12 protein-coding genes are annotated in these 13,286 nt (G+C 48.4%); all 12 read left to right on the forward strand.

Annotation, left to right across the window (positions count from 1 at the left end):
* Positions 1-85 precede the first annotated feature (85 nt).
* The 12 genes from rsmH to Q9R25_RS02065 all read left to right on the forward strand — a co-directional run bounded on the left by rsmH (position 86) and on the right by Q9R25_RS02065 (position 13,270).
* Positions 86-1,018, forward strand: coding sequence for a 16S rRNA (cytosine(1402)-N(4))-methyltransferase RsmH (gene rsmH, locus Q9R25_RS02010; RefSeq protein WP_078146645.1), 933 nt, complete (start codon positions 86-88; stop codon positions 1,016-1,018).
* A gap of 24 nt (positions 1,019-1,042) precedes the next feature.
* Positions 1,043-1,405, forward strand: a complete 363-nt coding sequence (gene ftsL, locus Q9R25_RS02015) for a cell division protein FtsL (RefSeq protein WP_074037336.1) — start codon at positions 1,043-1,045, stop codon at positions 1,403-1,405.
* On the forward strand, positions 1,405-3,552 hold the full coding sequence (locus Q9R25_RS02020; protein ID WP_214691088.1) for a penicillin-binding protein: 2,148 nt from the start codon (positions 1,405-1,407) through the stop codon (positions 3,550-3,552). The genes ftsL and Q9R25_RS02020 overlap by 1 nt, the downstream gene beginning before the upstream one ends.
* A 57-nt stretch (positions 3,553-3,609) precedes the next feature.
* The gene (locus Q9R25_RS02025; RefSeq protein WP_311282740.1) at positions 3,610-4,914 is read left to right on the forward strand and encodes a UDP-N-acetylmuramoyl-tripeptide--D-alanyl-D-alanine ligase; all 1,305 of its coding nucleotides are present in this window, start codon (positions 3,610-3,612) and stop codon (positions 4,912-4,914) included.
* A 21-nt stretch (positions 4,915-4,935) separates the two neighbouring features.
* Positions 4,936-5,895 carry a phospho-N-acetylmuramoyl-pentapeptide-transferase gene (gene mraY, locus Q9R25_RS02030; protein ID WP_311282741.1) on the forward strand — a complete coding sequence of 320 codons (960 nt, stop codon included), beginning with the start codon at positions 4,936-4,938 and terminating at the stop codon, positions 5,893-5,895.
* A gap of 13 nt (positions 5,896-5,908) precedes the next feature.
* Entirely contained in the window at positions 5,909-7,246 is a 1,338-nt protein-coding gene (murD, locus tag Q9R25_RS02035) for a UDP-N-acetylmuramoyl-L-alanine--D-glutamate ligase (protein ID WP_269318091.1), read from the forward strand.
* Positions 7,243-8,319: an undecaprenyldiphospho-muramoylpentapeptide beta-N-acetylglucosaminyltransferase gene (gene murG, locus Q9R25_RS02040; RefSeq protein WP_214691085.1), complete on the forward strand. Its 1,077-nt coding sequence runs from the start codon at positions 7,243-7,245 to the stop codon at positions 8,317-8,319. Before murD ends, murG begins: the two co-directional genes overlap by 4 nt.
* A 14-nt stretch (positions 8,320-8,333) precedes the next feature.
* Positions 8,334-9,104: a cell division protein FtsQ/DivIB gene (locus Q9R25_RS02045; RefSeq protein ID WP_159562055.1), complete on the forward strand. Its 771-nt coding sequence runs from the start codon at positions 8,334-8,336 to the stop codon at positions 9,102-9,104.
* A 227-nt stretch (positions 9,105-9,331) separates the two neighbouring features.
* Positions 9,332-10,618, forward strand: coding sequence for a cell division protein FtsA (gene ftsA / locus Q9R25_RS02050; protein WP_214691084.1), 1,287 nt, complete (start codon positions 9,332-9,334; stop codon positions 10,616-10,618).
* Positions 10,619-10,664: 46 nt separating this feature from the next.
* On the forward strand, positions 10,665-11,807 hold the full coding sequence (gene ftsZ, locus Q9R25_RS02055) for a cell division protein FtsZ (RefSeq protein WP_015881313.1): 1,143 nt from the start codon (positions 10,665-10,667) through the stop codon (positions 11,805-11,807).
* 51 nt (positions 11,808-11,858) lie between these two features.
* Positions 11,859-12,620 (forward strand): peptidoglycan editing factor PgeF, encoded by a 762-nt coding sequence (pgeF, locus tag Q9R25_RS02060; RefSeq protein WP_311282742.1) that lies wholly within the window; start codon positions 11,859-11,861, stop codon positions 12,618-12,620.
* On the forward strand, positions 12,617-13,270 hold the full coding sequence (locus Q9R25_RS02065; protein ID WP_311282743.1) for a YggS family pyridoxal phosphate-dependent enzyme: 654 nt from the start codon (positions 12,617-12,619) through the stop codon (positions 13,268-13,270). Before pgeF ends, Q9R25_RS02065 begins: the two co-directional genes overlap by 4 nt.
* Positions 13,271-13,286: the final 16 nt, after the last annotated feature.

Here is a 13,286-nt window from a genome sequence, read left to right on the forward strand (position 1 = left end):
AAAAACCTGTACGGACCTTGACATTTTTATGATAAAGTAAGTGTAATAAAACAGTTGAAATATGTAGGTTGAGAGGGTTTTTTGAATGTTTGAGCATGAAACGGTTTTAAAAATGGAGTCCATTGAGGGATTGAACATCAAACCAGATGGGGTATATGTCGATTGTACGTTAGGTGGAGCGGGTCATAGTGAAGAAATCGCAAAGCGTCTAACGACGGGTCAACTATATGCGTTCGACCAAGATGACGTCGCGCTCGCACATGCGAAAGAGCGATTGGCTCCTTATGAAGGCCGTGTGACGTTTATAAAGAGCAATTTCGTTCACTTGAAGGAAGAACTCGCCCAACGTGGTGTGACAAAAGTGGACGGTGTACTATTCGACCTAGGCGTTTCTTCGCCACAGCTAGATGAGGCGGAGCGCGGGTTCAGTTACAACTATGACGCACCGCTCGATATGAGAATGGACCGGTCACGGGACTTTTCAGCCTATCATGTTGTGAACGAATGGTCATTCGGAGAACTTGCTCGTATTTTCTTTACATACGGGGAGGAAAAGTTTTCAAAGCAAATCGCACGAAAGATTGAGCAAGCCCGTGCCGATAAACCGATTGAGACGACATTCGAGCTTGTCGACTTGATTAAAGAAGCGATTCCTGCACCAGCTAGACGAAAAGGCGGACACCCGGCGAAGCGGACGTTCCAAGCGATTCGAATCGCCGTCAATGACGAGTTGAACGTATTCGACCGCGCTGTTCAAGATGCGATTGATTTACTTGCATTGAATGGACGCATCTGTGTCATCACGTTCCATTCGTTAGAAGACCGCATTTGTAAACAAGTGTTCAAAGAGCGAAGCCAGCATCCACCATTACCACCGGGGTTGCCGGTCATTCCGAAAGAATTTGAACCGGAACTCAAACTCATCACGCGTAAGCCGATCGTGGCGAGTGAGGGAGAACTTGAAGATAACCGTCGTTCACGCTCTGCTAAGTTGAGAGTGGCCGAAAAACAAAAATAACCGAGAGTGTAGGAGGGATACCTGATGCCAGAAGCTGCCCGTAAGGCGTTGCAGCCTCAAGTAACACCGAATCGAAATCCGATTCCGCAAGAACGACCAATACCTGCTCCAAAACGACGCACGTTGACCTTGTTTGAATCGATCCTGTATCCAGTGATGATTGGTTCAGTGGTCATGTTCGGTGGCATCACGGTGTCGAAGCACAATGAAGCGTATAATATTATGCGTGATACAGCAACCGTCAATCAGCAGGTCGACGGGGTTGCAAAAGAAAACGAAGAACTAAAGTATGAAATCGCCCAATTAAGCTCGCCCGAAAGAATTTATGCGATTGCCGAGAAGCTCGGAATGAAATTCAATGAAAAGAATGTCAAGGTGATTGATTGATGAATTCTTTAAAACAGAGTAAAAAAAGAGTGGCGTGGGTAGCGATTGTCTGCTTCACCCCGCTCTTTTTATTTTTTGTCGGATGGTTCCTTTATTTATCCGTCACCCATACGTACAAAGGGGAGAACATGCTCGCATTCGCGGAAGAGCAACGGTGGAAAGCGGTCAGTACGTTAGAAGCGGAACGGGGCGAGGTGTATGATCGCTTCGGTCAACCGATTGCCATCAACATTCCATCATACCGGCTCGTTGCCGTTTTGAAACTCGGTGGTGAGCGGGTCAAAGGGAAGACGCTTATGCCTGATGAGTTCGCCGAAGCGGCGAAGCAATTGTCGACCGTGCTGCCTATGACAGAAGCCGATTTATTGAAACGGCTTGAACAAAATGCCGACCTTGGACAGATCGAGTTCGGTGTTCCCGGTCGTGACTTGACCGTAGAACAAAAAGAAGAGATCGAAGCATTCGACCTAAACGGCATCACGTTTGTCGAGGAACCGAAGCGCTATTACCCGAACAAAGTATTTGCTTCCTCGGTAATCGGATATGCCCAAAAAATTGACCAGAACGGTCGTATCGAACTCGTCGGTGAATTAGGGATTGAAAAGTCTCTGAATGATATTTTAAGTGAATCGTACGGTCTGTATCGATTTGAGAAAGATTTGGCAGGTCGTGAACTCATATCGAGTGACGAGCAGTTGAAGATTGAACCGGAAGACGGGGCGGACGTTCAATTGACAATCGACCACAGAATCCAACAGTTGCTCGAAACGAAGATGAATGAGTTGTATGAGGAGTATGAGCCGAAACATGCGACGGCCATCATCATGGACCCGAAAACGGGAGAGATCATCGCACTATCGGACCGACCATCGTTTGATCCGAACACACGCGAGATTTCTTCGTACAGTAACTTCTCTGTTTCGTCTCGATTCGAACCTGGATCGACGATGAAGATCTTTACGCTCGCGGCAGCCATCAATGAAGGCGTGTACAATCCGAATGAGCTGTATGAATCCGGTTCATACAAATATGGCAAGACGGTCTTCAATGATTACAACATTACGGGATGGGGTACCATTCCTATGGTAGAAGGCGTCTGGCATTCGTCGAACGTCGCATTCTCGATTTTAGCGAACGAACGACTTGGTCTCAGTCGATATGAAGATTACTTTAAAGCTTTCAAGTTTGATCAGCGGACAGGAATCGATTTGCCTGGAGAGGTCAATAGTCAATTCGATTTCGAAAGTCCGATGAACGTCTTGATTACTGCATGGGGACAATCGACAGCGGTGACACCGATGCAAATTTTGCAAGCGACATCGGCCATCGCAACGGATGGGACGATGAAGCAACCGCACCTCATCAAGAAAATCGTCAACAGCGAGACCGGCGAAACCATTCGGACGACCAATCCGAAAGAAGTCGGTCAACCGATCACGGCGGAGACAGCCAAAAAGACACGTGAAGCGCTCGACGGTGTCGTCAATAGCGATGTGGGAACCGGGCAACTGTATGCGTTAGACAACTATCGTGTCGTCGGAAAAACCGGTACCGCTCAAATCGCCGAGAACGGAAAATATTTGAGTGGACAGTATATTCACTCGTTCGTCGGGATGGCTCCGGAAGACGATCCGGAACTTGTCATGTATATCGCGGTGGACAGACCGAACAGTGACTCGTCTACGACCGGACCACGAATCATGGCGCCACTTTTCAAAGACGTGATGGATGTCGCATTACGTTACCGGAGTGTCGAGCCTGAAAAACAAGAAAAAGCAGTCGAAGCCTCGACGAAGACAACGTCTTCGTATATCGGTCAAAACCGTGAAGAGGCAGTGAACGCATCGACGGAGAATTCCTTCAATCCGATCGTGTTAGGTGATGGAGACGAAGTGATTGCGCAGAGTCCTGTGAAAGGACAATCTTATGTCGTCGGTGAACGATTGTTGCTAAAAACGAGCGAGTCGTTTACGATGCCTACATTAAAAGGTTGGTCGTTGCGTGACGTAAAACGTTTAGCGACCCTTTATCAATTAAATTTAGAAATCGACGGTACCGGATTTGTCACATCGCAATCGATTGGCAAAGGGAAACCGGTCAAAACAGGTGCCTCCTTGAAAGTGAAATTGGAGACCCCGTCGAATTAACGCACGAGATGAAGAGGGCTGCGGCTCTCTTTTCCTATGTAAGAGGAGGAAGTTTGTATGGAACAACTGACAGTTCAAAAATTGGCATCATGGTTTGGCATGGATCTAAATGACGAACGTCTCGTCGAACGGGTCGCCACAGATTCAAGAGATGCAAACGAGGCGGGTCTCTTCGTCCCAATCGTTGGGGCGCGAGTCGACGGTCATGATTACATCGAGGCGGCCGTTGAAAAGGGTGCGATTGTCACGTTCTGGGAAGAAGGTCGTCCTCAACCAGAAAACCTGGTTGTCATCCCTGTGAAATCAACGATTGAGGCTTTGCAAACGGCAGCGGCGCGATATTTAGAAGAAATCAATCCGCTCGTCGTCGCCATTACAGGCTCGAATGGGAAGACGTCGACAAAAGACATGGTCGCTGTCGTGCTCGAGGAGAAGTTCAAGACGCATAAGACGGCCGGTAACTTCAACTCGGACGTCGGCTTGCCACTTACCGTTCTCAGAATGCCACGGGATACGGAAGTAGCCGTCCTAGAGATGGGAATGAACGGATTCGGTCAAATCGAGACGCTGTCAAAACTCGCCAAGCCTGATGTGGCGTTTGTGACGAATATCGGGGAGTCCCACGGTGAACAAGTCGGCGGACGGACAGGTATCGCCAAGGCGAAACTTGAGATCAAGACCGGTCTCAAAGCAGACGGTCGCTTGATCGTCGATGCGGATGAGCCACTTCTTTCCGGTCAAGGCTATCGTGTCGGATACGATGAAACAGCGGATGGGAAAATTGAAGTGATCGAAACGACATTTGACGCATCAATCTTTAAATACAACGGTGATTTGTATGAACTAAAGGTGCTCGGTGCCCATCAGATTCGAAACGCAGCCTATGCAATCGCGTGTGGACTTGCGTTCGGTCTCGATCATGCGATGATTCAACGTGGCCTAGACCGAATCAAGTTGACATCGATGCGGATGGAAAAACAGATGTTCGGCGAAGCTCACCTCATTAACGATGCCTACAACGCAAGTCCGACGTCGATGATTGCAGCGATTGAGACAGTCAAGTCGCTTGAAGGATTCTCGAAGCGTGTGCTCGTCCTTGGAGATATGTACGAGTTAGGAATGGATGAACAACTGCAACACGAACAAGTCGGTGGCGCGGTGACATCTCCCGTGACCGATTGTATTCTCGTCGGAGACAAGGCAAAATGGATCGCGGATGGGATTCAAGATTCACGAGTGAACGTTAAAATGGTCCCGACGGTTGAGGAAGCGAAGGCGCTCCTTCATCATTATCAACGACCGAATACTGTGGTATTGTTAAAGGCATCTCGAGGACTGGCGCTTGAGCGTCTTGTTCAATAAATAGAGTAGTGAGGTAGCAACATGTTAATTAGTTTAATCGTATTAATCAGTTCATTATTAAGTGTCTTGATCGTGATGCCGCGAGCCATCCCAGCATTGCGTCAATTAAAGTTCGGACAAGAGATTCGTGATGAAGGTCCAGGTTGGCACCAGAAGAAGTCGGGTACACCGACGATGGGCGGAATCGTCATCCTGCTCGCCATCCTCGTCGGATTCATCGTATCCGTCATTTTTGGCGAAGCGGTCGCTGGATTCGGGTCTCTTCTATTCGTTACGATGGCATTCGGTGCCATCGGTTTCTTAGATGACTACATCAAAGTCGTCAACAAACGAAACCTCGGATTGACGTCCCTTCAGAAGTTGATTGGTCAAATCGTGGTATCGGTATTGTTTGCATGGTTCTTGTCACTCGGGGGAGACCTCGATACATCGATCTCGATTCCATTCACGTCGATTTCGTTCGATACAGGATGGTTCTATATCGCCATCGTCATCTTCTGGCTCGTCGGATTCTCAAACGCCGTCAACTTGACAGATGGATTAGACGGACTCGTCTCCTTCTCGGCCATCCCGACGTTCACATTCTTTGGGATTTATGCCCTTACACAAGATGAACTTGGGATTGCTTGGTTCGCTTTTGCGGTCGTCGGTGCCTTGATCGGGTTCCTAGTCTTCAATAAGTATCCGGCTAAAATCTTCATGGGTGACACCGGTTCGCTCGCACTAGGCGGAGCCGTCGCTGGACTCGCTTTGATGTTGAAGCTCGAATTGCTTCTCGTCTTTGTCGGAATCATTTTCGTCATCGAGACATTGAGCGTCATCTTGCAAGTCATCTCGTTTAAAACGACGGGGAAACGACTCTTCAAGATGAGTCCGATCCATCACCACTTCGAAATGGTCGGGTGGTCAGAATGGCGCATCGTACTCACGTTCGGAGGCATCAGTTTAATTACAGCAGGTTTATCATTACTACTCATGTAAAAGGGTGAGACAGATGGAAAAGCAATGGCACGGTAAAAAAGTTCTTGTCCTCGGTGCTGCGAAGAGCGGCATTGCAGCGGCGACATATCTGCATCATGCAGGAGCAGATGTGACGATCAATACGGGGAATATCCCTCCGGAAGACGAACAGGAAAAAATTCAGGCGCTTGGGATTCAATCGGTATTTAACGAACATCCCCTCGCTCTGTTGAATGAGACAGAGTTGATTGTCAAAAATCCAGGCATCCCGTATCAGATTCCATTGCTTCAAGAAGCGATGTCTCGAAACATCCCAATCTATACCGAAGTGGAACTTGCTTATTTGGCAACGGAGGCGGAATTTGTTGCCATCACCGGCTCAAATGGGAAAACGACGACCACGACACTCGTCTATGAATTGCTCAAAGGTGGGGAACGTCCGGTGCATCTTGCGGGAAACATCGGATTCCCGGCGATTGAAGTGGCATCTCAGGCGAAGATGGGCGATTTGATTGTGATTGAATTGTCGAGTTTTCAATTGATGGGGATTGAGTCATTCCATCCCCGCTCGGCGGCACTACTCAATCTATCGGAAGCCCATCTGGACTATCATGGGGATTTTGATGCGTATGCGGATGCAAAAGGAAACCTGTTCCGTCAAATGACGAATGCAGACCAAATCGTCGTGAAAGTGACGGATCCGGAAGTGATGAAACGCGTCCCGGGAGAGATTGAACCAACTACGTTCAGCTTTGACCGTGGTGATGCTTCTGTCGTCGATGGATGGGTCACAGTTCGTGGTGAAAAAATCATGCAAGTAAATGAGTTGGCACTAGGTGGGGCGCACAACGTGGAAAATGTATTGGCTGCACTACTCTTAGTGGAACCATTTGCTATTCCACGTACGCATATCGAACGTGTGTTACGAAACTTCGGTGGCGTTGCGCATCGGACCGAGAGTCTCGGTGATGTGCTTGGACGTGCTGTTTACAATGATTCGAAAGCGACGAACAACGTAGCAGCGGAAGCGGCGTTACGGGGGTTTGACGCCCCAATCGTTTGGCTTTGTGGTGGTCTCGAACGCGGTGCGGACTTATCTTCGCTCGCCTCTGCTCTCTCAAAAGTAAAAACTGTCGTCGCGTATGGTGAGACGGCTGAACGATTTAAAGAGCTCGGCGAGTCCCAACAGATTCCATCATTCACGGTCGAGACGTTGGCAGACGCCGTTCCGCTCGCGTTTGAGAAATCCGAGACGGGAGACGTCATCTTACTCTCACCCGCCTGTGCTAGCTGGGATCAATTTAAAACGTTTGAAGAACGAGGCGAGCAGTTCGTTCAACTCGTCCGTTCATATGAGGAGGCGAACCGATGAAAATCATGATTTCTGGTGGTGGTACCGGTGGTCATATTTATCCGGCACTCGCATTGATTGAAACGCTACAAAAACGTCACCCGGATTTACAGGTACAATACATTGGAACGGAGAATGGATTAGAAGCCGATCTCGTACCGCGAGCCGGTGTCCCGTTCAAGTCGATTCAAATCGCAGGTCTGAAGCGTTCGCTTTCACTCGAGAATCTGAAGACCGCCTACTGGTTTTTGAAAGCCGTTCGGGCATTGAAGAAAGACATGGCGGCGTTTAAGCCGGACGTCGTGATTGGCACGGGTGGTTTCGTATCCGGTCCCGTCGTTTATACGGCACAACAGCTTGGGATTCCCACGATTCTGCATGAACAAAACAGTATCCCGGGATTAACAAACAAATTCTTATCGAAGAAAGCCGATCGGGTCGCCCTCTCGTTCAAAGGATCGGATGTCCATTTTCCGGGCGCGAACGTTCGCTTGATTGGAAACCCGCGTGGTAGCGAAGTATTGCAGACGGAAGTCGATGAGGCGTCTATCCGCGAACAGTATCGTTTAGATGACCGTCCGATTGTCTTGGTTTATGGTGGAAGCCGCGGAGCCGAGGCCATCAACCGAGCGGTCGTGGAAGCAATCCCAGCGCTCTCAGAATTGCCGATCAACGTCCTTTACGTCACAGGGAAAGTGCATTTCGATGCGGTGTCGAAACAGGCACCATCCTCTGACAATGTACACATTCATCCGTACGTGTACGATATGCCATCTCTACTCGCTTGTACGTCACTCGTCATCTCACGAGCTGGCGCTTCAACGATTTCAGAATTGACCGCACTTGGCTTACCGAGCATTTTGGTCCCAAGTCCGTACGTGACAGCTGACCATCAAACGAAAAATGCTTCGGCCCTCGTCGAGAACGGGGCGGCCCTCCTTGTCAAAGAAGAAGCGTTGACGGGTGTTTCGCTCGTTGAGACGATTCGTCAAGCGCTCGAACAGCGTGAAGAGATGGCGAACGCATCGCGTGCGCTCGGTTTCCCGAACGCGTCAGATGCATTGGCCGACCTGGTAGAAGAAGTCATTCAATAAAGGAGTAGAACCCGATGGAACCAAGCCAACAAACGGTACGCAGTCTCGAAGACCGTATTCCATACATGAAAAAACAACGGCGTAAAAAAGCGAACCGTCGGATGTTCTCTGTACTCTCACTGTTTGGAATTCTCATCTTACTCGTGGTCTACATGCAGACTTCGATGTCGAACGTGAAAGAAGTGAAGGTATCGGGTCTATACTGGTTAGAAGAAACGTACGTGTTTCAGGATATGGAGCTCGATTCATCGACGAAGTTTGTCAGTCTTTCCCCAAACAAGATGAGTGAACAGATGGAAAAGTTGCCTGGTATCAAACGGGTAGAGATCGATCGTTCTTGGTATAACAAGGTTCATATCTCTGTGACAGAAGAGAAAATGATTGCTTATGCGAAAGCCGAAAAAGGAGATGTCGTCGTGTTAGCCGACGGTTCACTCCATCCGACCGGAGCCATCACCGATCCGCAAAAGCTAAAGGACGGACCGCTCTTGCGAGAGTTCAACACGGAAGCAGAACTTGAAAAGATTGCAAGTGAACTCGAACGGGTGGATGATGCGACTCGGGCTCGTATGTCAGAAGTGATTTTATCAAAACGAAAAGATGAGCCGACGCGATACGAGATTTTTATGAACGACGGCAATACGTTACTCACACCTACATTGAAGTTAAGTGAGACCGTATCGAAGTATGGAGAAATTTATGAAAACATCCCGAAAGGTGAGCGTGGGACCGTCGTCATGGATGGTGGGTTTTACTTTGTTCCATACGAGAAAACGAATGAATAATCAGTTATATTACAGTCCTTAGACACATAAGGGCTGTTTTTTTGTCGTTTGTAAACGAATTGATAACGCGAAACCGCTTAAATTGTAGGATTCTACCTTTTCTCACTATCTTATTTGTTGTAAACTTAGACATGAGATATCTTGTCGAAACCAACAATTTTTTTGGATATCTGTATACGTGTCAGGCAATTGGAACAGGAAAATTATAGAGCGGAGGTGTTTCCCTTTTGGAAGCGAATGGTTATGTGGCCGCATTAGATATTGGAACGTCAGAGATTAAGCTCGTCGTCGGTGAATTGCTCGGCGGAACGCTTAATATTTTGGCAGAAGGGTGTGCACCGTCTGCGGGTGTAAAACGTGGCGCTGTCGTAGACATCGATAAAACAGTCCAAGCGATCAAACAGGCCGTTGAGCATGCTGAGACATCGCTAGGTGATCAAATTCGATCTGTATACGTTGCCATCGAAGGGGAGCATATCCAAATTGCCCCATGTCACGGAATTGCATCCGTGAAGCGGGAAGATCAAGAAATTACCGACGCAGACGTGATGGAAGTCATCAACTCGGCACAAGTAATGCGATTACCGGACGAGATGAGTGTCATCGATGTGATCCCATCTTCATTCACGGTTGATCAACAAACAGGTGTTGTCGATCCACGGGGTATGTTAGGCTATCGACTTGAGATGCATGGGAAAATGGTGACCGGGTCGAAGACCATTTTACATAGTATTCGTCGTTCGATTGAACGGGCTGGATTACAACTCGAAGGTTTTATTCTAGGAAACCTTGCACTCGGCATGAGTGCAGCTTCTGTAGATGAAATCGATTTAGGAATCGGGCTCGTCGATGTCGGACATGAAAAGACGACGGTTTCCGTATTTTATCGGGGAGATCTCGTCTACTCGTATATCCTCCCGGTCGGTGGAGATCATATGACAAGAGACTTGGTCTATAAACTCAATTGTAAATATCAAGACGCCAAAGTGGCGAAAGAAGAATATGGTCTCGCTCTTGAAGAAATGGCTGATGAGACAGAAGGTTTCTCCTACACGAACATCAATGGGGAAGTGGCGTTCGAACCACAGTCAGAAATTAGCTACGTTTTAGAAGCGAGAATAGAGGAAATGTTTACCCTAATGTTGAATAAGGTTCAAAAAGTAGGTGTTCCGATGCTGAATGGCGGATACTTACTTTGCGGTGGGGCAGCTGCTCTACCGGGTATTCAGGAGTTGGCGACTCGCATTATGGGCCAAAAGACGAGATTGTATCAACCGTCGTCGATTGGTGTCAGACATCCAAAATACGCGACAGCCGTCGGTGTATTGAAATATGTCTTGATGAGTGATCATCACGTTTCGAAATCTCAACTTGAAAAACCGGAAGTTCGCCAGGAAACACTTCACACGAAGCCGGAAGCGACCGATATTCATGTAGGAGAGAACGAATACGAGAGCGATCAAGAGTCGAAAAAAGGATTTAGTCGTTTGATGGAAAAATTATTTGGCGTTTAAGCTGACGATGTAATACAACTTGGAAAATACGTAGGGGGATACCTGAATGATGTACTTTGATGAGGCGATTGACGCCGTAGCAAAAATTAAAGTAATTGGAGTCGGTGGCGGCGGGTCAAACGCCGTTAACCGCATGATTGAACATGGGGTACAAGGAGTCGAGTTCATCGCAGTCAACACGGATGCACAAGCGTTGAACATGTCGAAAGCCGACGTGAAGCTTCAACTTGGTGCAAAATTGACACGCGGTCTCGGTGCAGGTGCGAACCCGGATATCGGTAAAAAGGCGGCTGAAGAAAGCCGTGAACAGTTGATTGAAGCACTTGACGGTGCAGATATGGTATTCGTCACAGCTGGAATGGGTGGCGGAACGGGAACAGGTGCTGCTCCGGTCATCGCCGAGATTTCAAAAGAAATCGGCGCACTCACGGTCGGTGTCGTGACAAAACCGTTCATGTTTGAAGGACGGAAACGTATGCAACACGCACAGCACGGTATTCAAGCGTTCAAAGAAAAAGTAGATACCCTCATTGTGATTCCGAACGATAAGCTTCTTGAAATCGTGGAACGCAACACACCGATGATCGAAGCGTTCCGTGAAGCGGATAACGTCCTTCGTCAAGGTGTACAGGGAATCACAGACTTGATCGCCATCCCGGGTCTCATTAACCTCGACTTCGCGGACGTGAAAACGATCATGACGGAGAAAGGGTCTGCCCTTATGGGTGTCGGTGTCGCGACAGGTGAAAACCGTGCCGTTGAAGCAGCGAAGAAAGCAATTTCGTCACCACTTCTCGAATCTTCAATCGAAGGAGCGAAAGGTGTCTTGATGAACATCACTGGTGGACTTAGCCTTAGCTTGTTTGAAGTGACGGAGGCGGCTCAAATCGTTCAAAGTGCGGCTGATGAAGAAGTGAACTTGATTTTCGGTTCGGTCATCAACGAAAACTTGAACGATGAAATCATCGTTACCGTGATCGCAACTGAATTCGCTGAAGAAGCACAAGGAACGAACCCGTTCCTTCAGCAGCCGAAAAAACAGCCTGAGGTTGAGAACAAGGAACCCCAACCAAAAGCAAATGAAGCGGCTCAACAAGACGAAGGGAACTTCCATCGCCCAGTGTATGGAGGAGACGTCCCAGACGAGACGATCAACATCCCTGCGTTTGTGAGACAACGCCGTAACTAAACAACTAGGGGTGCCGGTACTCGGCATCCCTTTTTCTAAAAGGAGAGACCGATGCAACTGCTACATACTTGGGAAACCGAAACAAACCGTTATCATGCTTACGCGACGACACGAACGGACGGACATAATGCTGGAAACGTCGGATTACATGTGGGCGATGAAATTGACCGAGTCGTCGAAAATCGTCAACAGTTCTTTCAACAAGCCGGGCTCTCGTTAGAGGACTCCGTGTGGGCGGATCAAGTACATGGTACGACTATCCAAGTCGTCGATTCGTCGGACAAAGGTAAGGGGGCATTCCGATATGAAGAGGCGATTCCGAAAACAGATGGGCTTCTCACAACCGAAGACGCGTTACCGTTAGTCCTCGTCTTTGCTGATTGTGTACCGCTCTTCTTCTGTGCGAAAGATCATGGAGTCATCGGCATCGCTCATGCCGGGTGGAAGGGAACGGTCGGAAACATCGTTAAGACCATGATGCAGGCGTTTGCTGAGCAAGGAATCGAGGCGACCGATGTAGACATGCTCGTCGGTCCCTCCATCTCAGGAAGTGACTATGAGGTCGATGGTCGTGTTCTCCAGGCCGTCCGGGATGTTTCGCCGATTGCATATGAACGGTCAGTGCGAAACGAGTCGGGTGAGCACGCGCTCTTGTCCCTCCAAACCGTCAATGAAGTATTGGCAAAAGAACATGACACTGAGGTCATGCAATCGAATTTAACGACTGGCGCGGACAGCCCGTTTTTCTCCTATCGAGATGGAGAGACGAAACGTCGGTTTGCGGCAGTCATTGTCAAGGAGCGGAAATCGTGAGTATTTCAGATAATGTTAAAAAAGTTCAATCCATCATGGCATCACATGTTCAAGAAGTAGAACCGACACTCATCGCAGTCACGAAATCGGTCGGTGTCGATGTGGCGAATGCCCTTTATGAAGAAGGGATTCGTGATTTCGGAGAAAACCGTCCAGATTCTTTACTCGAGAAGGTTGAAGGGCTGCCGAAGGATGCAAGATTTCATTTTATCGGTACGTTACAGACACGCAAAGTGAGACAAATCATTGATTACGTCGCGGCAATTCATTCGCTCGACCGCTTGTCTCTTGCATCGGAGATTGACAAGCGCGCGAGCCGAACAATCGATTGTTTCGTTCAAGTGAACACGTCAGGAGAAGATTCAAAACATGGTCTCGAAATAGAGGAAGTCGTGCCCTTCATCGAGAACTGTAAACAGTATCCTCATATTCGAATCATCGGGCTGATGACGATGGCACCATTCACTGAAGAAGAGTCAACACTTCGTGAAACGTTCCGCCGTCTCCGTCATCTACGTGATGAAGTGAAGGCAAATGCGTTTGAACACGCACCATGCACGGAGCTGTCGATGGGGATGTCAAACGATTATCCAATCGCGATTGAAGAAGGCGCATCGTTTGTTCGTATTGGTACCGTACTTGTGCAATAATATATCTTAAGGAGGA

This window comes from Exiguobacterium sp. BG5(2022), assembly GCF_031844365.1.
Taxonomy (GTDB): Bacteria; Bacillota; Bacilli; order Exiguobacteriales; family Exiguobacteriaceae; genus Exiguobacterium; species Exiguobacterium profundum.

Excerpts from the sequence above, each read along its gene's own strand:
- rsmH (WP_078146645.1), top strand. The coding sequence starts at position 86 with ATGTTTGAGCATGAAACGGTTTTAAAAATGGAGTCCATTGAGGGATTG.
- ftsL (WP_074037336.1), top strand. The coding sequence starts at position 1,043 with ATGCCAGAAGCTGCCCGTAAGGCGTTGCAGCCTCAAGTAACACCGAAT.
- Q9R25_RS02020 (WP_214691088.1), top strand. The coding sequence starts at position 1,405 with ATGAATTCTTTAAAACAGAGTAAAAAAAGAGTGGCGTGGGTAGCGATT.
- Q9R25_RS02025 (WP_311282740.1), top strand. The coding sequence starts at position 3,610 with ATGGAACAACTGACAGTTCAAAAATTGGCATCATGGTTTGGCATGGAT.
- mraY (WP_311282741.1), top strand. The coding sequence starts at position 4,936 with ATGTTAATTAGTTTAATCGTATTAATCAGTTCATTATTAAGTGTCTTG.
- murD (WP_269318091.1), top strand. The coding sequence starts at position 5,909 with ATGGAAAAGCAATGGCACGGTAAAAAAGTTCTTGTCCTCGGTGCTGCG.
- murG (WP_214691085.1), top strand. The coding sequence starts at position 7,243 with ATGAAAATCATGATTTCTGGTGGTGGTACCGGTGGTCATATTTATCCG.
- Q9R25_RS02045 (WP_159562055.1), top strand. The coding sequence starts at position 8,334 with ATGGAACCAAGCCAACAAACGGTACGCAGTCTCGAAGACCGTATTCCA.
- ftsZ (WP_015881313.1), top strand. The coding sequence starts at position 10,665 with ATGATGTACTTTGATGAGGCGATTGACGCCGTAGCAAAAATTAAAGTA.
- pgeF (WP_311282742.1), top strand. The coding sequence starts at position 11,859 with ATGCAACTGCTACATACTTGGGAAACCGAAACAAACCGTTATCATGCT.